Below are 24,802 nucleotides of genomic sequence, written 5' to 3'. Positions count from 1 at the left end.
TCTCCCCCGCTTTCTATTAGCCCACTAGTGAAACAATTTTTTGTGCACCGTCTGCCATAGATTCTGCTGCAACAATATTTAAGCCAGACTCATTTAAAATTTTCTTACCTAGTTCTACGTTTGTACCTTCAAGACGTACAACTAAAGGTAACTCAAGACCTACTTGTTTCGTTGCTTCAATAACACCTTCTGCAATAACATCACACTTCATAATGCCACCAAAAATGTTAACGAAGATACCTTTTACATTTTTGTCAGAAAGGATAATTTTGAATGCTTCTGTAACTTTTTCTGCAGTTGCACCGCCACCAACATCTAAGAAGTTAGCTGGGTCACCGTGGTAATGTTTAATGATATCCATTGTAGCCATCGCTAAACCTGCACCATTAACCATACAACCGATATTTCCATCTAAAGGAATGTAGTTTAAGTCGTATTTTGAAGCTTCAATTTCTTTTGAATCCTCTTCATCAAGATCACGAAGCTCTAAAATGTCTTTATGGCGATATAATGCATTAGAATCAAAGTTTAATTTTGCATCTAATGCCATAACTTTACCTTCACCTGTTGTAACAAGTGGGTTAATCTCAGCGATAGAGCAATCTTTTTCGATAAACGCACGGTATAAGCCCATCATAAACTTCACAGCTTGTCCTACAAGCTCTTTTGGAATATTGATGTTAAATGCGATTCGGCGCGCTTGGAAACCTTGTAAGCCTACTGCTGGATCAATATATTCTTTAAAGATTTTTTCAGGTGTTTTTTCTGCTACTTCTTCAATTTCTGTTCCGCCTTCTTCAGACGCCATTAAAACAACTTGAGAAGTTGCACGATCTAAAACTAGACCTACATAATATTCTTTTTTAATATCGCAACCTTCTTCGATAAGTAAGCGTTTTACTTCCTTACCTTCAGGACCTGTTTGATGTGTCACAAGTGTAGTTCCTAAAATGCTTTCTGCATATGTACGAACTTCATCTAAATTTTTTGCAACTTTTACTCCGCCAGCTTTGCCGCGTCCACCAGCGTGAATTTGTGCTTTCACTACACATACATCTGTTCCTAATTCTTTCGCCGCTTCTACAGCTTCTTCTACTGTAAATGCAACCTTCCCGTTCGGAACGCTAACCCCATAGCTTCTAAGGACTGCCTTACCTTGGTACTCATGGATATTCATGGTCCCATCCTCCCCTGTTTTCCTGTTTTACTCGAAAAGTTTTTTAATGTTTAAAAAACATTACATTGCCATTGTATAAGATGATTGGCACGCTGTCTACAATAAAGTGTCAGAAAACTGAAATCGCTTTATTCTTTTTCGGAAATAGTAATGTTTATATACCAAAATAAAAAAATAAGCTGTATATTTACAGCTTATTTTTGAATCATATCTTTAATTGGCGCGAATGACTTTCGGTGTTCATCTAATACTCCATGCACTTGAATTGCCTCTAAATGTTGCTTTGTGCCATATCCCATATGTTGCTCAAATCCATATTGAGGATACTTCTCTCCCAGTTCTTTCATCATACGATCTCTCGTTACTTTTGCGATAATGGATGCGGCTGAAATCGAAACACTTTTCGCATCACCTTTAATAATTGATGTTTGCGGAATTGGTGTAGGAAGTTTCATCGCATCAATTAATAAATGTTGGGGTGTACAAGATAAATTCGCAACTGCATCTAACATCGCTTGTTTCGTTGCTTGGTAAATATTAATGTCATCAATAACTTCTGGTGATACAATTCCTACTCCAATTGCAATTGCTTGTACTTTTATTTCATCATAAAAACGCTCACGTTTCGCTTCACTCAACTTTTTCGAATCATTTAACCCTGGAATATAAAAATCCTCAGGAAGAACGACAGCTGCCGTCACAACAGGCCCAGCCAATGGCCCGCGCCCTACTTCATCAATACCCGCGATATATGTGACCCCTTTTTCACGCAAAGCATTTTCATACTTGGACATTTCAAAAAACTTCTCTTTTTCTTTCTGTTCTAACTCTTTTTGTTTATACCACTTCAAAACGAGCTTTTGAACACCTTTTCGATCATCTTTCATTAACAGTTGAAAGCGATCATCTTCTTCATTCATAATTTCTTTCAATACATTTTCCGCTTCTTTTATCGTCATAGTTTGCATTTATACAAGCTCCTTTTTAAACGTATCCAAAAAGAAAAGACGCACAAACGCACGTCTTATACTTCTTCTATTTTTTCCACATCTTCTACTTGCTCTGCAAACTCTTCCGGTGTTTCAAACGTCATTTTTCCAAGTTTGCCACCACGAAGCTCACGAAGTATAAGCTCAGATGTCTTATCATAATCAATCATTCCGCCGCCCATTAAGCAGCCTCTATTTTTTCCAATTGCATCGAATAATTCCACAATATCTTCTGGAATCTCATTTAAATTATAGCGTTCTTTCAAGCGTTCTGGATAATGTTTCTCCATAAAACGTAATGCGTAAACAGCTACATCTTGTAAATTTAAAATTGAATCTTTAATTGCACCCGTTGTCGCTAAGCGAAGACCCACTAATTGATCTTCAAATTTAGGCCACAGAATACCTGGTGTATCTAACAATTCCATTTCCTTCCCAACTTTAATCCATTGTTGAGCTGTTGTCACACCTGGACGATCTCCTGTTTTAGCAATATTTTTCTTTGCCAATTTATTAATCAATGTAGATTTACCAACATTTGGTATGCCTACAATTAATGCACGAATCGCTCTCGGTCTAATACCTTTTGCAACCATTTTATCAAATTTTTCTTTAACAAGCACTTTACAAGCTGCTGCAATTTCCTTCATACCTTGTCCAGCTTGCGCGTTAATCGAAATTGCCATATGGCCTTTTTCTTTAAAATATGCGATCCATTGTTTTGTTAAACGATCATCCGCCATATCCGCTTTATTTAAAACAACAAGCCTTGGCTTATGTGTAATGATTTCATCAATCATTGGGTTTCGAGATGATAATGGTAATCGAGCATCTACAAGTTCAATTACAACATCAATTAATTTTAATTTCTCCGTTACTTGGCGTCTAGCCTTCGCCATATGCCCTGGAAACCATTGAATTACCATGTTGCCACCTTCTTTTTCATTTATTTCACAATACGTGCGTCTTCTAACGGCCAATATAACATATTAGCTTTACCAATTACTTGATCCATTGAAATCGTACCGATTGAACGGCTATCTTTACTAAAACGACGATTATCACCTAAAACAAATAATTGATCTTTTGGAACGGTTTTCTTGCCTGTCATTTCTTCAAGATTAAAATCATATGTAAGCGGTCCGTCAGCAATTTGCTTTTTCTGCTTGTCTAAATACGGCTCCTCATAAGCCTTTCCGTTAACATACAGTTTATCATTACGATACTCTATTTCATCGCCTGGCAGGCCTATAATGCGCTTAATGTAATCTTTATCTTCTGTTGCTCGAAATACGATAATATCAAAGCGTTTTGGATCTCCAATGTGATAACCAATTTTATTCACAATCATTCGATCACGATCATGTAAAGTAGGTGCCATCGATACCCCGTCTACGAGAATTGGCGCAAAGAAAAACTGTCTAATAACACCAGCTAATACAACAGCAATCAAAATTGCTTTAATCCATTCCCAAAGTGAACTCTTCTCTTTTTTCATGCATTTCCCCTCCACGGTTATGTAAACTGCTCGTATTATACCAAAATTTCATATAGATTGGAAAAAGGGAGCTTGTGCATTTACAAGCTCCCATACATGTCTTATCGAATTTCTTTAATACGTGCTTTTTTACCGCGAAGGTTACGTAAGTAGTATAACTTAGCACGACGTACTTTACCACGGCGAAGTACTTCGATTTTCGCGATTCTTGGCGTGTGAACTGGGAATGTACGCTCAACACCTACACCGTAAGAAATCTTACGAACTGTGAATGTTTCACTGATTCCGCCACCACGACGTTTAATTACAACACCTTCGAAAAGCTGAATTCTTTCACGAGTTCCCTCAACAACTTTTACGTGTACACGTAAAGTGTCACCAGGACGGAATGAAGGAAGGTCAGTTTTTAATTGGCCTTTTGTAATTTCTGCGATTAATTGTTGCATATTAAATTCTCTCCTTTAAACAGATGCTCTTATAAAGTCTTAATAAATTACAGCGGAACATCGTTAATACGGCTACTGATTTCAGTAGCACAAATGTTATAATAGCATATTACTAGGCCTGTTGCAATAGCAAATATATGAAGTTATTACTGCTCTCGCTTTATTTCCTCAAGCCATTTTTTCTCTTGTTTAGATAACTCTCTCTCATCTAATAAATCAGGTCTACGCGTATACGTTCGGCGCAAAGATTCCTTATGTCGCCATTCATCAATGTTTTTATGATTCCCTGACATTAATACATCCGGTACCTTCATACCACGAAAATCAGCTGGACGTGTATAATGAGGATGCTCTAATAAACCTGTACTAAACGAATCCTCTACTTGTGAAGCATGATTTCCTAGCACCCCTGGCAAGAGACGTACCACACTATCAGTAATAACCATAGAGGCTAATTCTCCGCCCGTTAATACATAGTCACCAATAGAAATCTCATCCGTTACGAGATGCTCACGAATTCGTTCGTCATATCCTTCATAATGCCCACATACGAAGATTAAATGTTCTTCCCCTGCAAGCTCTTCCGCTTTCTTCTGCGTAAATCTTTCGCCCTGCGGACACATTAAGACAACTCTCGGCTTACGCTCTGTCTCTTTCGTCAAATCTTCTACAGCATCAAAAATAGGCTGAGGAGTAAGCACCATACCAGCTCCTCCGCCGTAAGGATAATCGTCTACGCTATTATGCTTACTTGTTGTATAATCACGAAAGTTAACAACACGAAGGTTTACCGCTTCTTTTTCTTGCGCCTTCTTTAATATAGAAGATCCAAATACACCGGTAAACATGTCTGGGAACAACGTTAAAATATCAATTTTCATTATAGCAGCCCTTCCATTACATGAATGGTTACTAATTTATTTTCAATATTAACTTGAAGTACAACGTCATCGATATAAGGAATTAAGAGATCTTGACCCTTCGGGCGTTTAATTACCCAAACATCATTTGCACCAGGAGATAGAATCTCTTTGATTGTCCCTAGCGCTTCTCCTTCTTCCGTTACAACACTGCAACCAATAATTTCATGATAGTAGTATTCACCTTCAGCAAGTTCACCTAACTGCTCTTCTGGTACTTTTATTAAAGAACCTTTAAACTTCTCTACTTCATCTACATTGTTATATCCTTCAAATGTTAATAAATCGAATGTCTTATGTTGGCGATGAGAAGTTACCTTTACCGGAAGATAGTCTGTGCCTTTCTCATTCGATATGTATAGCGTGTTTCCTACTTTATATCGCTCTTCTGGAAAATCAGTACGAGAAATAACACGGATTTCTCCTCTTACGCCATGAGTATTTACAATTTTCCCTACATTAAACCATTTTGTCATAAATAGTATGTCACCCCTGGTTTCTATATAAATTAAGCATCTCCATTTCACAGATGGAACATGCAATCTCTATTTAAATGTTAAAAAAGGGAGAGGAATAACTCCTCGCCCTTTTTACGTTTATTGAATTTCCAGTGTTACTTTTTCATCATTATGATGTCCCACTGAATACAAGAGCATTCGAATCGCTTTCGCAACTCTCCCTTGCTTTCCAATGACTTTTCCAACATCCTCAGGATGTACAGTTAATCGATACTTTATCTCTCCGTTGCAAAGTTCCTGTGTAACTTTTACATCTTCAGGATAATCGACAAGAGGCTTGACAATCGTCTCGACTAACTTCTTCATAGTCATTGCCTCAATTACTTACCTTGTTTAGATAAGTGGAATTTCTCCATGATACCTTGGTTAGAGAATAAGTTACGAACTGTATCAGATGGTTTAGCACCATTTCCTAACCATTTTAATGCTGCTTCTTCGTTGATCTTAACTTCAGCTGGTTGAGCAACTGGATTGTAAGTTCCGATTTCCTCAATGAAACGTCCATCACGAGGAGAACGAGAATCTGCAACAACTACACGATAGAAAGGAGTTTTTTTAGCTCCCATACGTTTTAAACGAATTTTAACTGCCATTTATAAAGCACCTCCGAATTTATTTCACACAGATAATTATATTAGCAAAAAGACTATTGCTTTGTAAAGTATTTTTTCTTAACAGAGCCATCTTTTTTTCCTTACATGAATGGAAACTTCAATCCACCTAGTCCTTTTTTCTTACCTTTTTGCATTCCCGTCATCGTCTTCATCATTTTTTTCATGTCATCGAATTGCTTAATTAGACGATTGATTTCTTGTACAGTTGTACCGCTACCTTTGGCAATGCGCTTTTTGCGACTAGCATTGATTATTTCCGGTTGTTCTCGTTCTAATTTAGTCATAGAACGAATAATTGCCTCAATATGCCCAATTTGTTTTTCATCAACTTGCGCATTTTTCAGCCCTTTAATTTTATTTGCACCAGGAAGCATTCCTAACAATTCATCAAGCGGCCCAAGTTGGCGCACTTGTCCAAGTTGTTCTAGGAAATCGTCAAGCGTAAACGAAAGCGTACGCATTTTTTGCTCAAGTTCTTTTGCTTTCTCTTCATCAACTGTAGCTTGCGCTTTTTCAATCAATGTTAAGACATCGCCCATCCCTAAAATACGGGATGCCATACGCTCTGGATGGAACGCTTCAATTGCATCTAGTTTTTCACCCATACCAGCAAATTTAATCGGCGTGTTTGTTACAGCCTTAATAGATAATGCAGCACCACCGCGCGTATCACCATCTAATTTCGTTAATACAACACCTGTTAAACCTAACTGTTCATGGAAACTTTGTGCAACATTTACCGCGTCTTGCCCCGTCATCGCATCGACAACAAGGAAAATTTCATCCGGTTTCGCAACTTCTTTCACTTTCGCTAATTCATCCATTAATTCTTCATCAATATGCAGGCGACCCGCTGTATCGATTAAAACATAATCGTGATGATCTTCTTTTGCTTTTGCAATCGCTTGTTTCGCAATTTCAACAGGACTTACTTGATCTCCTAAAGAAAATACAGGCATGTCCAATTGCTTCCCTAATGTTTCAAGCTGTTTAATCGCTGCTGGACGGTAAATATCCGCTGCAACAAGCATCGGTTTACGATTATGCTTTTTACGAAGCAAATTCGCAAGCTTACCTGTCGTCGTTGTTTTACCCGCACCTTGCAGACCAACCATCATAATAACAGTCGGTGGCTTATTAGCAACAGCAATTTTGCTTTGCTCTCCGCCCATAAGTTCTGTAAGTTCTTCCTGTACAACTTTAATTACTTGTTGTCCAGGTGTCAAACTTTTCATTACATCTTGTCCGACAGCACGTTCAGACACACGCTTCACAAAATCTTTTACTACTTTAAAGTTAACATCCGCTTCTAAAAGAGCTAGACGAACTTCTCTCATCATTTCTTTCACATCGGCTTCAGAAACTTTTCCTTTGCCGCGGATTTTTTGCATTGTCTGTTGAAGTCGGTCGGCTAATCCTTCAAATGCCATATTGCCGCCCTCCTAATCTAATTTTTCGATAGCTTCAACAACTTGTTTCATTTCTTCATTCACATGCTCTTCTTCGCTGATTAGCTGTTTTAGCTTTGCAACAAGTCGCTGTCGCTCTTGAAACTTTTGAAGTAATACTAATTTTTCTTCATATTCTTCAAGCATCGCTTCAGTCCGTTTAATGTTATCATACACGGCTTGGCGACTTACATCAAATTCTTCCGCAATTTCACCAAGAGATAAATCATCTAGATAATAAAGCGACATATAACTTCTTTGTTTTTGCGTTAACAACGATTGATAAAAATCAAATAAATAGTTCATTCTCGTTGTTTTTTCGAGCATGTTGGATCATCCTTTGTTAAGTGATTTCCCTTTACATGAATTAGTTTACATGTAGTCCAAAAGAGTGTCAAGTTTTTTTCTTAACATCATATATTTTTTATAGAAAAAGAAGCGGAAATACCGCTTCTTTCGCTTATACTTCTTCTGTTTCTACTAAGTTCGCAAATAAACCATACACATATTGTTCTGGATCAAACTGCTGCAAGTCATCCATTTGCTCTCCTAATCCAACAAACTTCACCGGTACATCCATTTCGTTACGAATCGCTAATACAATACCACCTTTAGCAGTTCCATCTAACTTCGTTAAAACAATACCAGTTACATTCGTTGCTTCACGGAATGTTTTCGCTTGGCTTAAACCGTTTTGTCCCGTTGTTGCATCAATAACAAGCAATACTTCATGAGGAGCACCTGGTACTTCACGCTCAATTACACGCTTCACCTTCTCTAACTCTTTCATTAAGTTCACTTTATTTTGCAAGCGTCCTGCTGTGTCACATAGTAATACATCTACCTTACGTGCTTTCGCTGCTTGTACAGCGTCATACATAACCGCCGCTGGATCAGATCCAGATCCTTGTTTAATCACTTCTACACCAACGCGATCGCCCCATACTTCTAATTGTTCAATCGCTCCAGCACGGAATGTATCTCCTGCCGCCAATAGGACTGACTTACCTTCTGATTTAAACTTATGCGCCAGTTTACCAATTGTCGTCGTTTTTCCTACACCATTAACACCAACAAATAAAACGACCGTTAATTGGTCCTCTTGCATATTAATTTCGTTACTAAAATCGCTGTCACCTTTGTAAATTCCTACTAGTTTTTCTGAAATAACAGCTTGTACTTCTTTTGGATCTTGAATGTTACGACGTTGTACTTCTTCTTTCAATTGGTCAATTAATTCCATTACCGTCGCAACGCCAACGTCTGCACCGATTAAAATTTCTTCTAACTCTTCGAAGAAATCTTCGTCCACTTTACGGTAACGATACACTAAATCATTCACTTTATCCGCAAATGAATTTCTCGTTTTTTCTAATCCTTGTTTAAATTTCTCTGTAACTGTATCCGTTTGTTTTGAAATTTTTTCTTTTAGTTTTTTAAAAAAACTCATACTTTCCCATCCTTCCTATTCACTTGCAATAAGTTCTTCTCCGGCGTCTAAACGAACCGAAACAAGTTTAGATACCCCTGATTCTTGCATTGTTACACCGTACAACACATCAGACTCTTCCATTGTACCTTTTCTATGTGTAATTACAATAAACTGCGTCTCATCACTGAATTTCTTTAAATACTGTGCAAAACGAGCTACATTCGCCTCATCAAGGGCTGCCTCTACCTCATCTAGTACACAGAACGGTACTGGGCGTACTTTTAAAATACCAAATAAAAGCGCAATTGCTGTTAAAGCACGCTCTCCACCTGAAAGTAAACCTAAGTTCTGCAGTTTCTTCCCTGGCGGTTGTGCTACAATATCAATACCCGTATTTAGTAAATCCTCTGGATTAGTCATTACTAAATCTGCTCTACCGCCTCCAAATAATTCAGAGAATACCGATTGAAACTCCATTCTAATGCCTTCAAACGTAGTAGAAAAGCGTTTTTTCATTTCTTCATCCATTTCGGTAATAAGCTGGTGCAATGTCGCTTTCGCTTCTTCTAGGTCGTCTCTCTGCTCTAGTAAGAATGTATGACGCTCCGCTACACGTTCATATTCATCAATTGCCCCTAGGTTCACTGTACCTAACTCTTCTATGGATAATTTGATTAATTTTACTTTCTTACGCGCATCTTCTGCAGGCATTGTCATTGTATATTTTAGTTTTGCCGCTTCAAATGAAATCGTATATGTTTCACGTAAATGTTGTAATCTATTTTCCAACTCTACATCAAGTCGATTTATTCTCACTTCTTGATCTTTCAACATTTCAAGAATATATTTATGTTTACCTGTCGTTTCTTTCAAATGGTGCTCTAAATGTTCTACTCTCTCTTGCAACGATACACGTTGTTCACGACGAGAGCGAATTAATTCTGAAGTTTGATTACGATCATATGCTTTCTTCTCAATCATATTCGTAATTTGCTCTTCACCACTTGAATTAGATGTCATTTCTTGTTTTAAGAACGCTAAATCCTCTTTCGTTTTTACAAGTGTCGCATCCGTTTCTTCTTTTTCCTTCGTCAATCGTTCAACTTTTTCTTTTTGATTAGATAAGCGTTGTTGCTTTTCAGCTGCCAGCACTTTTAACTCAGTCATTTCTTTTTGAACTTTTTCTTTCGAAGAATGTTGCTCACTTTTTTGTTTTGTTAAAGCTACAATTTTACTATCTAACTTAGTGATTTCAGCTTGAAGATTCGTTAAAACCCCTTCTAACTCCTCTTTACGCCCTTGCATTTTTACTCGATCTTGTAAAAAACCTTCAATCTCTAAATCATAAATAGACAACCGATCATTAATACGATGTTCTTCTAATTCTAAACGATTAATCTCTTCTCTTAATTTCTGCTCATCTACACGATCTGCTTCTACAGTTTGCCTTAGTTCGCGTATTTTCACTTCTTTTTCTTGAATCTCTTGTTTTACTGCTTTAACAAAGTTTTCTAACTTCGTTGTTTTTTCTTCCATATCAGTTAACTTGCGAGTCCACTCTTCCAGTTCACGTTGGCGTCCTAATAAAGAAGATTTCGCTTGCTTTACCGCCCCACCAGTCATAGAACCGCCAGGATTCACTACGTCACCTTCGATTGTTACAATACGATAACGGTATTGCAGTTGTTTCGCCAACTCATTTGCTCCACGTAAATCTTTCGCAACAATAACAGTACCTAATAAATTTGAAACTACATTTTCATATTTATTGTTGTACTGCACAAGTTCTGCCGCCACACCTACAAACGATGGGTGTTGATTTGCAATGCGTAATTGCTCAAATGATAACGATCTGCTTTTAATAACAGCTTGCGGTAAAAACGTTGCACGTCCCTGTTTATTTTGCTTTAAAAATGCAATCGCATTACGAGCATGTTCCTCTGTTTGTACAACAATATGCTGCATCGCTGCACCTAGAGCGATTTCCATTGCAACTTCGTATTCTTTCGGTACCGTTAACAGTTCCGCAACAGCACCCTCGATACCTTGCAACCTATTTTCTCTAGCTTTCAATACTTCACGTACACCTTGATAGAATCCAGAATAATCTTCTTGCATCTCTTCAAGCATTTCTTTTCGAGAACGTGCCTGTTGCACAAATTGATATGCTTGATACAGTTTTGTTTCATTTTCACTATACTGCGTCTTACATTTCCCAAGCGCCGCCTCTGTCTTCTGTATGTTTGAGAGAATGCCAGCTACTTTTTCTTTCGCTTGTTCGTAACTTTCTACAAGTTTCGTCTTTTTCGCTGTAATTTCCATACGCATTTCTACATATTTCGCATTCTCTTCATCTAGACGCTCGTTTTTAGACGTTTGCTGTTTCGATTGTTCTTCAATCATAGATAATTCATTACGATGACTAGCTTGTTGATTTAAAAGCTCAATATAGTCACCTTTTAAATTCTCAATCTGTTCCTCTAAATTGTCAGCAAAAGTAGCAAGCAGTTGCTCATTATCATGCAATTTTTGCTCCAACTCTTTTACTTCATTCACAAATTGCATTAAAGCTTCTGTACTTGACTCAATCTCACCATCGTAACTTTTAGCTTTCTCTGTTAATTCAACAATTAACTGCTCAAGTTGCGCACAATGCGTCGTAGCATTTTGCTTTCTCTCTTTTAACAACTCTCGCTGCCCTTCTAGTTTTTCTAGCTCTTTACTAGAAAGAAGAAGTACTTCTTGTAACGAATCTACAGACTCATCTACCGCCTGTAATTGTCCTCGTAATTCCTCAAGCTCTTCTTCACTTTTTTGTAAATTCGTTGACATTTTAGCTTCTTCGTTTTTATTATGCCCAAACTGATTTCGAAGCGCTTCCCATTTCTCATGCAGTTCTTCAATTTCATGGACAATAAGCGCAGCTTCTACTTTCTCTAATTCTTCTTTATTCTCAAGATAATCTTTCGCAATAGAAGCTTGTCTTTCTAAAGGTTCTACTTGACTACTTAATTCATGAATTATATCTTGTACACGATTTAAGTTTTCTTGTGTTTCTGCTAATTTTCCTTCAGCTTTCTTTTTGCGAAGTTTGTATTTTAATACGCCTGCCGCTTCTTCAAATACACCTCGACGCTCTTCTGACTTACTACTTAAAATCTCTTCCACTTTCCCCTGGCTAATAATTGAAAAAGCTTCTCTTCCCATACCAGAGTCCATAAATAAATCGATAATATCTTTCAATCTACATGATTGTTTATTAATATAAAAATCACTATCACCTGAACGAGATACACGACGTGTTACACACACCTCATTGTATTCAATTGGTAAACGTTGATCTTCATTATTTAAAGTTATTGTTACTTCAGCAACATTAACCGCTCTCCTCGTATCACTGCCTGCAAAAATAATATCCTCCATCTTTGCACCACGTAATGATTTTGCAGATTGTTCACCAAGTACCCAGCGAATTGCATCAGTAATATTACTTTTCCCGCTTCCATTAGGTCCTACTACAGAAGTTACACCTGGGACAAAATCAACAGATACATGCTCAGCAAAAGACTTAAACCCTGCTATTTCTAATCTTTTTAAAAACACGAAAGGCCTTCCTCCTATTCTCCGTCGTTATAAATGTTCTCTATATAAAAACAAGTATTATACGGATTTACCTTCTTTTTCTTTATAAACAAAAAGAAAGTTTCATTCTATGCATAAGGAATCCCCCTCATTCAAAGGGGGATTCCTTATAGTTGTTCTTTTAATTTTTTCAATGCTTCTGCAGCAGCTTGTTGCTCTGCTTCTTTTTTCGACTTACCACTACCAAGACCTAAAGCTACGTTATTTAACGTAACACGTGACACAAATTCTCGATTGTGAGCTGGTCCTTTTTCTTGCAAAATTTGATACTCAACATTGCCACTGCCATCACGCTGAATCAATTCTTGCAACTGACTCTTATAATCCATCACATGAGAAAAAGCACCCTCATTAATTTTCGGATATACAATTTCTTTTAAGAATTCCCAAACTGTTTCTAGCCCTTGATCAAGATAAAGGGCACCAATAAACGCTTCAAAGACATCCGCTAATAAAGCTGGTCGTTCACGTCCACCTGTCATTTCTTCACCTTTTCCTAATAAAACAAGGCTGCCAAATGACAATTCGTTCGCAAAACGAACAAGAGATGGCTCACATACAATAGCTGCACGTAGTTTTGTTAACTCTCCTTCGCTCATTGTCGGATATTTTTGAAACAGATACTGTGATACAGTCAGTTCCAATACTGCATCTCCAAGAAATTCAAGACGCTCATTATCTTCATGCGGTTTTTTTCGATGCTCATTCACATACGATGAATGCGTAAATGCTTGAATCAATAATTTTTCATCTGTAAACGTAATACCTATCTTTTCTTGAAACACTTTAAATGCTTCACGATATTTTGTTTCGTATTTTTTTTCTCTATATTTTCGGTACGGCATAGGTCCCTCCAGATATAAGCCAGAAAGCCCCGCTAAAAAACGGGACTTCACTTAAGCATTATAGATGACTCTCTATGTAAGTCACAGCATCGCCAACAGTAGCAATCTTTTCAGCATCTTCATCAGAAATTTCCATTTCGAATTCATCTTCTAATTGCATTACAAGTTCTACTACATCTAGGGAGTCTGCTCCTAAATCTTCCTTGAAGCTTGCAGCTGGTACTACCTCAGTCTCTTCTACTCCTAAACGATCAACGATGATTTTTGTTACGCGCTCTAAAACATCTGCCATTCCATTCACCTCCCCTCAAATATTATATTAAATATTGACCAAAAAAACTAGGTGAAATCGATTCTTTTATTACATTACCATACCGCCATCAACATTTAACGTTTGACCTGTAACATATTTGCTTTGATCAGAAGCAAAAAACGTTACAGCATTCGCGATATCTTGCGCTTCACCAAATTGAGCAGCTGGAATAACTTTTAACATTTCAGCTTTAATATTCTCATCTAGTACATCCGTCATATCAGTCGCAATAAAGCCTGGCGCAATTGCATTCACTGTAATATTTCGACTTGCTAACTCTTTTGCAGATGTTTTTGTTAATCCAATAACACCCGCTTTAGCAGCAACATAATTAGCTTGTCCTGGGTTTCCTATGACACCAACAACAGAAGCGATATTTATAATTCTACCGTGACGTTGACGCATCATATAACGAGATACTGCTTTTGTACATAAGAATACACCTTTTAAGTTTGTATTAATAACTGTATCCCATTCTTCTTCTTTCATACGCATTAATAAATTATCTTTCGTTACACCAGCATTATTTACAAGAATATCAACTTGTCCAAATGTATCTACTGTTTGTTTCACCATATTTGTAACATCATCAGCATTTGCAACATCTGCTCTTACCGCAATTGCATCAGAACCTAATTTTTTAATTTCATCTACTACTTCATTTGCTTTTTGTTCATTGCCAGCATAATTTACTACTACATTTGCCCCTTGTTTCGCTAAATCGATCGCAATCGCGCGACCAATTCCACGTGAAGCGCCAGTTACTAATGCTACCTTCCCTTTTAACATCAGTTTTCTCCTCTCAAATTTGAAATGGTATCTTTTAATGTCTCTTCATCGTATATCGCATATGCTTTTACTGATGAATCAATTGACTTCATAAGTCCAGCAAGTACTTTTCCAGGTCCAATTTCAATAAATGTATCTACTCCCTGCTTCACCATATATTCAATAGACGGGTACCATAATACAGGCGAATAAAGCTGTTCGATTAACTTTTCTTGAATGTCTGCACCACGTGTAATAACTTCCGCCGTAACATTTGCAATAACAGGAATATTCGTGTCATGAATTGTAATTTCATTTAAAACACTTTGGAACTTCTCAGCTGCCGGCTTCATAAGTGAAGAATGGAATGGCCCACTTACTTTTAGTGGAATCGCTCTCTTTGCACCATTTTCTTTCGCTCTTTGAGAGGCAACCTCTACGCCTTGCTTCGTTCCAGAAATTACAATTTGCTTCGTACTATTCATATTAGCGATTTGCACTGCATATCCTTCACTTGTTACTTCTTCTGTAACTTGTTTCAGCATATGTGGGTCAGCACCTAATATAGCTGCCATTGCGCCTTCCCCGCCCGGAACAGCTTCTTCCATATATTCCCCGCGTTTCCTTACAGCATATACAGCATCTTCAAAAGTTAATGCACCAGCTGCTACAAGAGCGCTATATTCACCTAAACTATGACCAGCGACAAAGTCAGGTGTAATGTCATACTCTTTCAAAGCTGTCAAAATAGCAAAACTCGTTGTTAATAATGCAGGCTGCGCATTTGTTGTTAATGTAAGCTTTTCCTGCGGTCCTTCAAAAATCACTTCTGAAAGTGAATCTTGCAACAACTCATCTGCTTTTACAAACACTTTTGCAACCTCTTTATTATTCTCTGCTAATTGTTTACCCATTCCAACTGCCTGTGAACCTTGGCCCGGAAAAAGAAATGCTATTTTTCCCATTTCAAATCCTCCTCTTATTGGAGTGACTCTTTCTCCATTACGCTTGAAATCGTAGGAATTACTTCTTTCGCTACCATTTCTCTCGTTTGACGAATCGCACTAAATACCGACTGGTCATTAGAAGAACCGTGAGCCTTAATGACAGGTGCTTTCAATCCAAATAATGCAGCTCCGCCATACTCCGAATAATCCATTTTATCTTTTAATACCATAAGTTTTGGCTTTAATACCGCCGCTGCTAATTTGCTCGTAAATGAACTCATTAATTGTTCTTTCAACATAGAGAATAGCGCAAGTGCTGTTCCCTCTAATGATTTCAACGCTACATTCCCTGTAAAACCATCACATACAACAACATCTGCTACACCTTGCAATAAATCTCTTGATTCAACGTTCCCAACGAAATTAATTGGCGCATCTTTAAGCATTGCAAATACTTGCTTTGAAAGCTCGTTTCCTTTTCCATCCTCTGTTCCAACGTTTAATAGTCCAACGCGAGGATTTTCAATTCCTCTTACCTTCTCAGCATAAACAGATCCCATTACTGCATATTGATATAAATGAATTGGTTTTGCATCAACATTTGCTCCAACATCTAACATAACAAAACCTTTTCCATCTACAGTCGGCATTGTAGGCGATAAAGCTGGTCGCTCAATTCCTTCCATACGACCGACAACAAATAATCCAGCTGCCATTAAAGCTCCTGTACTACCTGCGGATATACAAGCGTCTGCTTCTCCATCCTTTACTTGTTGTGCCGCAAGCACCATTGAAGCTTGTTTTTTTCGACGAACCGCTCTTACTGGTTCCTCCGTTGATTCTATTTTTTCGTCTGTATGAAGAATAGTAATTCGTTCATCACTCGTTAAGTATTGACGAATTTCCTCTTCTTTCCCTACTAACGTAATATGTAAATCAGAATATTCCTTAATAGCTTTCATTGCCCCTAATACTACAGCCTTTGGAGCGTGATCTCCGCCCATTGCATCTATTGCGATTTTCATAAGTTGTTACCTTCCTCACTATAATTACTAGATCGATACATTTCAAAAGTGCCTGTAAAAACAAGTTCTTCTCCAACGAAGCTACGCACTTTGACAACCGTCCGTCCCTTATCATTCTCTACATCTTCAACGCGCGCTTTTGCAACAACACGCTCTCCTAATTTTACAGGGCGAATGTATCGAATGGTAGACTTTGCAGTTAAAGCTAATTCTTCATCAATAACCGCAACAGCTAGTGAGTTTGCTTGTGCAAACAGATGATGCCCACGGGCAATTTGATTTCTTTTAAATACATGTTCTACCTTTACTTCAAAGATAGAAATTGCATGTCTATCTAATTCAATATCAATAATTTCTCCAACAACCTCTTCTAACGGTAAAGATTTCACATCTTCTTCATGTTGCTTTGTAGCTACATGTTTAATTCTCTCTCTTAATTCAGGAATAGACAATTCCATACGATCAAGTCGTACTGTTTGTATACTCACTTGAAATTTTTCCGCTAAATCTTCATCCGTAATAAAAGGATTTGATTCGATTGTTTGTTGTAATAACTCTTGTCTTTCTTTTTTACTTCTTCTTTTTTTCATACCGCACCATCCATTTTTATGACTAGGTACTAACAGTAGTATATAATCATTAAAAGTAGAATGCAACAAAAACTTTTGTTGACTCCCTTTAATCGAGCTTCTCTCCTTGGAACACACCTGTCCCATCAAGATACGTACGCAAGGCAGCGTACTGATCATTGTGCCAAAACGCTTCTGAATCTACTAGTATCGCCGCATCTTGCCTTGCTGTTTCTAACGCTCGATAATCATGTACCATGTCAGCAACCTTAAATTCTGGTAAGCCACTTTGCTTACTCCCAAAGAAATCTCCAGGACCTCGTAATTCTAAATCTTTTTCTGACAATACAAATCCATCATTTGTTTCAGTCATTATGCGCATTCTTTCTTTCCCTGTTTCTGATTTAGGGTCTGCTATTAATAAACAATATGATTGTTCACTACCACGGCCGACACGCCCTCTAAGCTGATGAAGCTGCGATAAACCGAAACGTTCTGCATCATAAATAACCATTACAGTCGCATTCGGTACGTTCACACCTACTTCAACAACTGTTGTCGATACAAGAATTTGCACTTTATTTTCACTAAACTGTCCCATTATCTCTTCTTTTTCCTGAGACGATAATCTCCCATGCATCAATCCAACTTGGCATTTCCCTTGGTAATGATGCGTCAGCATACTATGTAAGTCGATAGCATTTTGCACATCAAGTTTCTCAGATTCTTCAATTAGAGGACAAATAACGTATGCCTGTCTTCCTTTTTTTATCTCCTTTTCAACAAAACCGAGAACGCGATCTAACATATCATGTTTTGCCCAATATGTTTCAATCACCTTTCTACCTGCTGGCATCTCATCGATTATCGAAACATCCATCTCTCCAAATGCAGTAATTGCAAGCGTACGCGGAATTGGTGTCGCTGTCATAAATAATACATCTGGACTTTCACCTTTCTCCCGTAAAACTCGGCGCTGCGCTACACCAAATCGATGCTGTTCATCTGTAATAACGAGACCCAACCTATGAAATATAACTTCATCTTGAATTAAGGCATGCGTTCCAACAAGAATATCTATTTCTCCTTGTTCTAACTTCGCTAAAATTTCTCGACGTCTCGCACCTTTAACAGAACTTGTTAACAGTTCCACCTTCATACCAAAATGCGAAAACGTTTCAGCAAGCGACTGATAATGTTGCTCAGCTAAAATTTCTGTAGGAACCATTAAAGCACCTTGATAATGAGCTAATTTCGATGCATAAAGGCCAATCGCAGCAACAACTGTTTTCCCAGAACCAACGTCACCTTGCAATAGTCGGTTCATCCGATAAGGAGATGTCATATCTTTCAAAATTTCATCTACAACTCGGCGCTGCGCACCCGTTAATGGAAACGGCAGTGCATCGATAAATTCTTGTAATTCTACTGAGGGAATCTCTTTCTTCGTCCCTTTTGAATTTTCCCTCTCCATTTTCCGGAGCGTTTGCATTTTCAGCTGAAATAAGAAAAATTCTTCATATACAAAACGGCGACGCGCTTGCTTCAAATCTTCCTGTCCTACCGGAAAATGCAATGCCCTAAGCGCTTCATATCTTGGTAATAATTTATATCGCCCTAACAAACCATCCGGTAACACTTCGACTATAGAATCTCCATATTCCTTTAACGCTTGAGCAATAAAACGACGCATCTGTTTTACTGTAAGTTTCCCCTTTACTGAATAAACAGGTTCCACTTCTTGTTGACGTACAACCGGCCCAAAATGAAGTTCTGATACAGCAATTGTTTGACGATGTTGATCCCATTTACCAGTAATCGTTACCGTTTCATCTAACTTTAATTTTTGCTTATAGTAAGGCCTATTAAAACATACCGCCGTAATTAAATAACGACCGACGAGAACACGAACTGTTAAACGCGATTTCTTCTTACCATAATATTGCAGCAAAGGAGCACTATGAATCTTCCCTTCAACCGTTACACGTTCATCATGCTTTACTTCAGCAAGATCTTTCATCGCATAATCTTCATAACGGTATGGAAAATGTTCTAATAGATGAGAAACTGTGTAAATACCCATCTCATGTAGTAACTCAGATGTTTCTCCTCCGATCCCCTTTACATCCGTAACAGGAACTTGTACAACATCATTCAAGATTCTCACACCCCGTCACATTATTTTCTTTATTGCATTTTATTTGAGTACCAATTAGCATCTGTAATCGCTCTCTTTCACCTTATATATTCTATCATAGGCATTCTAAGAGAAACTACTCAAATCCCTTATATAAAACAAGTAAAAAAGAGCCTCACTATTAGCAGCAAGGCTCTTTTCTCTCTTCAATATGCTAGCCTTTTGAATAAAAACTAGTAATAAACTTCATATTACTACTTCTTATCCATTAGCAAGTAAGTAATCCATTTATTTTCAAAACGAATCTTATCTTATTCTACAGAGAAGATGAAAGAATACACTGGTTGGTTTCCAGCATGCACTTCTACTTCTGCATCTTCAAATTTCTCTTCTACAAATTCAACTAACTCCGCTACTTCTTCGTCAGTTGCATCCTCACCTTGTAGAATCGTTACGATTTCAGAATCTTCATCAATAAGCGCTTCTAGTAATTGCTTCGCAGCTCCTACTTTTTCAGCATTTGTAGATACAATTTTCCCATCTGCAATACACATGAAGTCATCTTTTTGAATTGCTACACCATCAATTTCCGTATCACGTACAGCATACGTAATTTGACCTGTTTTCACATGAGATAAAGCTTCTTGCATGTTTTCTTCATTCTCTTCTAACGTTCCAACTGGGTTAAATGCTAACATTGCTGCCATACCTTGAGGAACTGTTTTCGAACGAACAACAATAACTTCTTGATCTACAACTGATGCCGCTTGTTCTGCTGCCATTACAATATTTCCGTTATTCGGTAAAATAATGATTTTTTCAGCATTTGCTTCTTCAATTGCCTTCACGATATCCTCCGTACTTGGATTCATCGTTTGACCACCTTCGATAACTTTCGTTGCGCCGATGCTCTCAAATAAAGTTTTAATACCAGACCCCATAGCTACAGTTACGATACCATATGGTTGTTTTTCTTTCGATTGAGCTGGTTGTTCAGGAACCATAGTAGGTTCATCTAATAAAGCAGTATGCTGTTCACGCATATTTTCTACTTTAATCTTAATTAAACTACCGTATTTTTGCCCGTAGTTCATAGCGTCTCCAGGATGTTCTGCATGGATATGAACTTTTACAATTTCATCATCAGACACAACTAGTAGAGAATCACCATATACACTAATATCTTCACGGAATTTTTGTTCAGAGAAATTATGCTCTTTCACCTTTTCAGCCTCTAATTTCACCATGAACTCCGTACAATATCCATACTTAATATCTTCTGTACTCAATTGGCTTTGTACACTACGGTGATGTTCTGCGCGTACCATTTCATTCATAGATGGTTGCGTCGGTGCATCAGAAGAAATCGTTTCTCCTTTTAAGTCAGCTAAAAATCCTTCGTATACCACTACAAGACCTTTACCACCGCTATCTACAACGCCAACTTGTTTTAATACAGGTAATAAATCTGGCGTACGATTTAACGATGCGTTTGCTTCTTTCACAACGTCTTCCATAAACAAAACAAAGTCGCGCTGTTTTTTCGCAACTGTTACTGCATATTTACCCGTTTCTCTTGCAACCGTTAAAATCGTTCCTTCAATCGGTTTCATAACCGCTTTATAAGCCGCCTCTACTCCAGCTTCTAGTGCTGCAGCAAAATCAACTGTTGTTAATTCTTCTTTTTGTTCAATGGATTTAGAGAAACCACGGAACAACTGAGATAAAATAACTCCAGAGTTACCACGAGCTCCCATTAATAATCCTTTGGCTAAACTTACGCCGACTTTACCAGCATGCTGTGAAGGGTTTGCTTTCACTTCACGCGCACCTGAAGTCATAGATAAGTTCATGTTTGTACCGGTATCGCCATCTGGAACTGGAAATACGTTTAATGCATCAACAAGCTGAACATTGTTTGTTAAATTATTCGCTCCTTGCATGATCATTTGTGATAAACGTTTTCCATCAATTTTTTGAATTGACACAGATTTTCCTCCTTAATGCACATTACAAGTTTATTACTTTAACTCCTTGTACGTAGATGTTTACAGAATCTACTGCTAGTCCTACAGTTTGATCTAATGTATATTTCACTTTCGTCTGCACATTATGTGCCACTTCTGAAATTTTCGTACCATAGCTCACAATAATATACATATCAATATGTACTTCATCTTCATCTTTACGAACAATAACACCTCTAGTGAAGTTTTCTTTTCGTAAAATGTCTGTTAATCCATCTTTTAACTGATTTTTTGATGCCATACCTACGATACCGTAGCAATCTACCGCGGCACCTCCAGCAATTGTTGCAATTACATCTGTACTAATATCAATTTGACCGTACTTCGTTTTAATTTCAATTGACATCTCGTTTCCCCCTTCATAAATGGTGAAAGTGAGCTAGACTACTTTAGTTACTATCATATAATCTTTTTAAAGAAAATTCCATCGTTCTTTCTTTTCACTCTCATATTTTATGTTTTAAATTACACTTTTTTATGATGAGCAAAATAGTCCATTGTTATTATACAACATGTACCACTATAATATGTCAAGCAATTTTTATGGATTTCAACTTTTCTTCATTGACATATAGTGTCAAGTAAATTTTCTTGATTTCTTTTTTCTACGGTGTTGCATTCTCTTTTTAGTTGTGTTAAATTATAGTAGTGTTTTTAGCATCGCATAAAAGACTAACATTGAAAAATTACGTATGGTAAGGTATCAAGGGAGGGAAATATAAATGGCTCGTGTTTGTGCTATTACTGGAAGAAAAGCTCGTTCTGGTAACTCTCGTTCTCACGCAATGAACGCTACAAAACGTAAGTGGGGCGCTAACCTTCAAAAAGTTCGCGTACGCATCGACGGAAAAGTTCAACGTGTTTACGTTTCTGCTAGAGCATTAAAATCTGGCAAAATCGAACGTGTTTAATAATAAAAAAAAGAGCCGATAGGCTCTTTTTTTACTATAACAATGGAAAAAGCACCGGTGATAGGTGCTTTTTTTAATCTTTTTTGAAGGTATTTAACATTGCACGAACTATTCCACCAAGAAATTTAGGTAACTTAATTGTATAAAATCTCATGGTTTCCCTCCTAATCCCCATTACTCCACTTGGTCACTATATGATGTAAGGAGCAAAATTGTTTCTTCAATCAGTGCTTCTTATCAACATTAATATGCCAGAAGTAAATGAAAAAGTACCTTTTTCCTCAACGAGTTCGTTACTAATACAAAGTGTTGATCCCCACTCTATTGTTTTATTAGTAAGAGGGTACTTAAAACCAAACAATGTAATCCCTTCCACTATTTCAGTAACTGGTACAAAAGATACATAAGGAAAATTTTTATTTTCTTCAATTATATGTGTACCCATTTTTTTAACTGTTATTTCATTTTTATTGTCCACAATACACATTTCTATCTCTACTTCTAACCCTTTTAAAAGCATCTGTATATTTGCCAAACCGTGATCAAGCCTTCCACCAGTAGCACCAAAAATACGAATTAGTGCCGGCTTCTGTTCTAATGCCCAGTTGATTGCAATTTCTAAATCCGTTTGATCTTTTTCCCGCGGAACAATATGTAATTCGTTCGTTTGCTGTCCCATCCATACTAATTCTTCTTCAGTAACTGAATCGTAATCTCCAAACGCAACAGCCGGGATAATCCCTTTCTTTAATAGACGGTATACTCCCCTATCAACCGCTGCCCACACTACTTCCTCATTCTCGTATCGAGCAAAATCTGCGCAATATTCCGAAGGTCCTCCTGCCAAAATATGAATAATCATTTTTTCTTCTCCTTCCATTGTAAAAAGGCAATCTGCCATTCGGTAGATTGCCTTTTTACATATTTTTATCCTATCCTATAAATACCTTACTAGGATAAAAGTTCATCACTACCCACGAATTACGCGAATTGCTTCACCGCGGTCTTTTTGATTGTATACTGCTGACCCAGCTACAAGTACATTTGCTCCTGCTTCCACACAAAGTCTTGCTGTTTCAGCATTTACACCACCATCAACTTCAATTTCTACTTCTAGATTGCGCTCTTTCACCATGTCTGCAACTTGTTTAATTTTCGGTAATACAGAATGGATAAACTTCTGTCCACCAAATCCAGGGTTTACTGTCATAAGTAATACCATATCTATATCTTCTAATACATGCTCAATCACTGAAACTGGCGTATGTGGATTTAATACAACGCCCGCTTTAATACCATGAGATTTAATTAACTGAATTGTACGATGTAGATGCGGACACGCCTCTACGTGAACAGTAATAATATCCGCTCCCGCTTGTGCGAAAGTCGGGATATAGTTATCAGGATTTTCAATCATTAAATGTACATCTAATGGTAATGATGTAATCGGACGGATTGCTTCTACAATTAACGGTCCAATCGTAATATTTGGTACGAAATGTCCATCCATTACGTCAACGTGAATGTAATGCGCTCCGCCCTTTTCTACATCTTTAATCTCTTCCCCTAATTTTGAAAAATCTGCTGATAAAATCGATGGTGCAATTTTAATCATAACTAATACCTCGGCTTTCTCTCTCTAATTTCTTCTACGAATTGTTTATAGTTCTTATAGCGATATTCTGTAATCTTCCCTTCTTCAACCGCAGCTTTCACCGCACATTTCGGTTCAGAAAGATGTGTACACCCTCTAAATTTACAGTATTGGCTCGCTTCTTTCAACTCTGGAAAACAATATGTAAGATCTTCTACTTCTATATCAATGAAATCTAGTGAACTAAAACCCGGTGTATCTGCTACTAGCCCACTCCCAATTGCAATTAATTCTACGTGTCTTGTCGTATGCTTCCCGCGTCCTAAATGGGAGGAAATATCATTTGTTTTCAGCTCTAATTCTGGACGTAGCACATTAAGCATTGAAGATTTCCCAACACCAGATTGACCCGCAACGACAGAAACACAATTTTCTAAGTATGGTTTTAATATATCAATACTTTCTGACGTATTAATAGAAGTAAATAAAACATCATAACCCATCTCACGATAATCATTCGCATAAGCTTCAACAGTTGCTTTCATCTTTTCATCTACTAAATCCATCTTGCTAATACAAATAATTGGCTTAATGTTATGATATTCAATCAGCACTAAAAATCGATCTAACAGTCCAGGATTAAAATCTGGTTCTACTGCAGAGAACACAAGGATCGCTTGATCGACATTAGCAATAGGAGGTCTAACAAGTTCATTTTTTCGATCAAACACTTCAAGCACATAACCTTCAGTTGGATTATCTGCCTGAAAAACAACTTGGTCTCCTACAAGTGGTGTAATTTTATTTTTTCTAAATACACCTCGCCCACGACATTGCGTAACCCCTTCTTCATGCTGCACGTAATAAAACCCACTTAAAGCTTTTATAATTTTTCCTTCTGGCATAGAATTCTCCTTTTTTGTATAAGGTGATGCTGAATTTAAAAATGAATGGATTTAAATTTTCCAAATAACGATTTCAA

At 37.4% G+C, this 24,802-nt stretch carries 27 protein-coding genes; 1 reads left to right on the top strand and 26 read right to left on the bottom strand.

All coding sequences use genetic code 11. From position 1 onward, the window contains the following. Positions 1-16: 16 nt before the first annotated feature. The 22 genes from sucC to EBQ15_RS20195 all read right to left on the bottom strand — a co-directional run bounded on the left by sucC (position 17) and on the right by EBQ15_RS20195 (position 21,661). Positions 17-1,177: an ADP-forming succinate--CoA ligase subunit beta gene (sucC, locus tag EBQ15_RS20300; protein ID WP_001020791.1), complete on the bottom strand. Its 1,161-nt coding sequence runs from the start codon at positions 1,175-1,177 to the stop codon at positions 17-19. Between the two features lie 194 nt (positions 1,178-1,371). Next, positions 1,372-2,145 (bottom strand): ribonuclease HII, encoded by a 774-nt coding sequence (locus tag EBQ15_RS20295; protein ID WP_001194262.1) that lies wholly within the window; start codon positions 2,143-2,145, stop codon positions 1,372-1,374. Positions 2,146-2,201: 56 nt separating this feature from the next. Then, positions 2,202-3,092, bottom strand: coding sequence for a ribosome biogenesis GTPase YlqF (gene ylqF / locus EBQ15_RS20290; protein WP_000236701.1), 891 nt, complete (start codon positions 3,090-3,092; stop codon positions 2,202-2,204). A gap of 20 nt (positions 3,093-3,112) precedes the next feature. Continuing rightward, entirely contained in the window at positions 3,113-3,664 is a 552-nt protein-coding gene (gene lepB, locus EBQ15_RS20285; RefSeq protein WP_000711853.1) for a signal peptidase I, read from the bottom strand. Between the two features lie 101 nt (positions 3,665-3,765). Beyond that, entirely contained in the window at positions 3,766-4,110 is a 345-nt protein-coding gene (gene rplS / locus EBQ15_RS20280; protein ID WP_001186516.1) for a 50S ribosomal protein L19, read from the bottom strand. A 146-nt stretch (positions 4,111-4,256) separates the two neighbouring features. Beyond that, entirely contained in the window at positions 4,257-4,991 is a 735-nt protein-coding gene (trmD, locus tag EBQ15_RS20275) for a tRNA (guanosine(37)-N1)-methyltransferase TrmD (protein WP_000686903.1), read from the bottom strand. Further along, complete coding sequence (gene rimM / locus EBQ15_RS20270; protein ID WP_000170278.1) at positions 4,991-5,506, bottom strand: ribosome maturation factor RimM; 516 nt, start codon at positions 5,504-5,506, stop codon at positions 4,991-4,993. Before rimM ends, trmD begins: the two co-directional genes overlap by 1 nt. Before the next feature lie 120 nt (positions 5,507-5,626). Beyond that, on the bottom strand, positions 5,627-5,854 hold the full coding sequence (locus tag EBQ15_RS20265) for a KH domain-containing protein (protein ID WP_000737401.1): 228 nt from the start codon (positions 5,852-5,854) through the stop codon (positions 5,627-5,629). 14 nt (positions 5,855-5,868) lie between these two features. After that, complete coding sequence (gene rpsP / locus EBQ15_RS20260) at positions 5,869-6,141, bottom strand: 30S ribosomal protein S16 (protein WP_000268750.1); 273 nt, start codon at positions 6,139-6,141, stop codon at positions 5,869-5,871. A gap of 101 nt (positions 6,142-6,242) precedes the next feature. Then, complete coding sequence (gene ffh / locus EBQ15_RS20255; protein WP_000863460.1) at positions 6,243-7,592, bottom strand: signal recognition particle protein; 1,350 nt, start codon at positions 7,590-7,592, stop codon at positions 6,243-6,245. 12 nt (positions 7,593-7,604) lie between these two features. Next, positions 7,605-7,937, bottom strand: a complete 333-nt coding sequence (locus tag EBQ15_RS20250; RefSeq protein WP_000891062.1) for a putative DNA-binding protein — start codon at positions 7,935-7,937, stop codon at positions 7,605-7,607. 133 nt (positions 7,938-8,070) lie between these two features. Continuing rightward, entirely contained in the window at positions 8,071-9,060 is a 990-nt protein-coding gene (gene ftsY / locus EBQ15_RS20245) for a signal recognition particle-docking protein FtsY (RefSeq protein ID WP_000007655.1), read from the bottom strand. 15 nt (positions 9,061-9,075) lie between these two features. Further along, positions 9,076-12,645 carry a chromosome segregation protein SMC gene (gene smc, locus EBQ15_RS20240; protein ID WP_000478955.1) on the bottom strand — a complete coding sequence of 1,190 codons (3,570 nt, stop codon included), beginning with the start codon at positions 12,643-12,645 and terminating at the stop codon, positions 9,076-9,078. A gap of 146 nt (positions 12,646-12,791) precedes the next feature. Then, entirely contained in the window at positions 12,792-13,529 is a 738-nt protein-coding gene (rncS, locus tag EBQ15_RS20235) for a ribonuclease III (RefSeq protein WP_001146875.1), read from the bottom strand. A 58-nt stretch (positions 13,530-13,587) separates the two neighbouring features. After that, complete coding sequence (gene acpP / locus EBQ15_RS20230) at positions 13,588-13,821, bottom strand: acyl carrier protein (protein ID WP_000786062.1); 234 nt, start codon at positions 13,819-13,821, stop codon at positions 13,588-13,590. 69 nt (positions 13,822-13,890) lie between these two features. Then, positions 13,891-14,631: a 3-oxoacyl-[acyl-carrier-protein] reductase gene (gene fabG / locus EBQ15_RS20225; protein WP_000911774.1), complete on the bottom strand. Its 741-nt coding sequence runs from the start codon at positions 14,629-14,631 to the stop codon at positions 13,891-13,893. Next, a complete protein-coding gene (gene fabD, locus EBQ15_RS20220; RefSeq protein ID WP_000515912.1) occupies positions 14,631-15,575 on the bottom strand; it encodes an ACP S-malonyltransferase in 945 nt (314 codons plus the stop codon). The genes fabG and fabD overlap by 1 nt, the downstream gene beginning before the upstream one ends. 14 nt (positions 15,576-15,589) lie before the next feature. Continuing rightward, entirely contained in the window at positions 15,590-16,582 is a 993-nt protein-coding gene (gene plsX / locus EBQ15_RS20215) for a phosphate acyltransferase PlsX (protein ID WP_000684101.1), read from the bottom strand. Next, positions 16,579-17,172 carry a transcription factor FapR gene (fapR, locus tag EBQ15_RS20210; protein WP_000747349.1) on the bottom strand — a complete coding sequence of 198 codons (594 nt, stop codon included), beginning with the start codon at positions 17,170-17,172 and terminating at the stop codon, positions 16,579-16,581. The genes plsX and fapR overlap by 4 nt, the downstream gene beginning before the upstream one ends. An 88-nt stretch (positions 17,173-17,260) precedes the next feature. Then, positions 17,261-19,309: an ATP-dependent DNA helicase RecG gene (recG, locus tag EBQ15_RS20205; protein WP_001000813.1), complete on the bottom strand. Its 2,049-nt coding sequence runs from the start codon at positions 19,307-19,309 to the stop codon at positions 17,261-17,263. A 290-nt stretch (positions 19,310-19,599) separates the two neighbouring features. Beyond that, positions 19,600-21,276, bottom strand: coding sequence for a DAK2 domain-containing protein (locus tag EBQ15_RS20200; RefSeq protein ID WP_000027129.1), 1,677 nt, complete (start codon positions 21,274-21,276; stop codon positions 19,600-19,602). A gap of 22 nt (positions 21,277-21,298) precedes the next feature. Continuing rightward, the gene (locus tag EBQ15_RS20195) at positions 21,299-21,661 is read right to left on the bottom strand and encodes an Asp23/Gls24 family envelope stress response protein (protein WP_000021109.1); all 363 of its coding nucleotides are present in this window, start codon (positions 21,659-21,661) and stop codon (positions 21,299-21,301) included. Between the two features lie 376 nt (positions 21,662-22,037). Between EBQ15_RS20195 and rpmB the strand changes: the two genes are divergently transcribed. Next, entirely contained in the window at positions 22,038-22,226 is a 189-nt protein-coding gene (rpmB, locus tag EBQ15_RS20190; protein WP_000124776.1) for a 50S ribosomal protein L28, read from the top strand. A 73-nt stretch (positions 22,227-22,299) separates the two neighbouring features. Here the strand turns inward: rpmB and spoVM are convergent, their stop codons facing one another. The 4 genes from spoVM to rsgA all read right to left on the bottom strand — a co-directional run bounded on the left by spoVM (position 22,300) and on the right by rsgA (position 24,725). Continuing rightward, complete coding sequence (gene spoVM / locus EBQ15_RS20185; RefSeq protein WP_001213599.1) at positions 22,300-22,380, bottom strand: stage V sporulation protein SpoVM; 81 nt, start codon at positions 22,378-22,380, stop codon at positions 22,300-22,302. Between the two features lie 66 nt (positions 22,381-22,446). Beyond that, positions 22,447-23,127, bottom strand: coding sequence for a thiamine diphosphokinase (locus EBQ15_RS20180; protein WP_033683160.1), 681 nt, complete (start codon positions 23,125-23,127; stop codon positions 22,447-22,449). 69 nt (positions 23,128-23,196) lie between these two features. Continuing rightward, the gene (rpe, locus tag EBQ15_RS20175; protein ID WP_000589977.1) at positions 23,197-23,841 is read right to left on the bottom strand and encodes a ribulose-phosphate 3-epimerase; all 645 of its coding nucleotides are present in this window, start codon (positions 23,839-23,841) and stop codon (positions 23,197-23,199) included. Positions 23,842-23,843: 2 nt separating this feature from the next. Continuing rightward, positions 23,844-24,725, bottom strand: coding sequence for a ribosome small subunit-dependent GTPase A (gene rsgA / locus EBQ15_RS20170; protein ID WP_001113932.1), 882 nt, complete (start codon positions 24,723-24,725; stop codon positions 23,844-23,846). Between the last annotated feature and the right edge of the window lie 77 nt (positions 24,726-24,802).

Origin of the sequence: Bacillus sp. 2D03, from assembly GCF_003946765.1 — a bacterium.
GTDB classification, from domain to species: Bacteria; Bacillota; Bacilli; order Bacillales; family Bacillaceae_G; genus Bacillus_A; species Bacillus_A cereus.
This window is presented reverse-complemented; position numbering and strand designations above follow the sequence as displayed.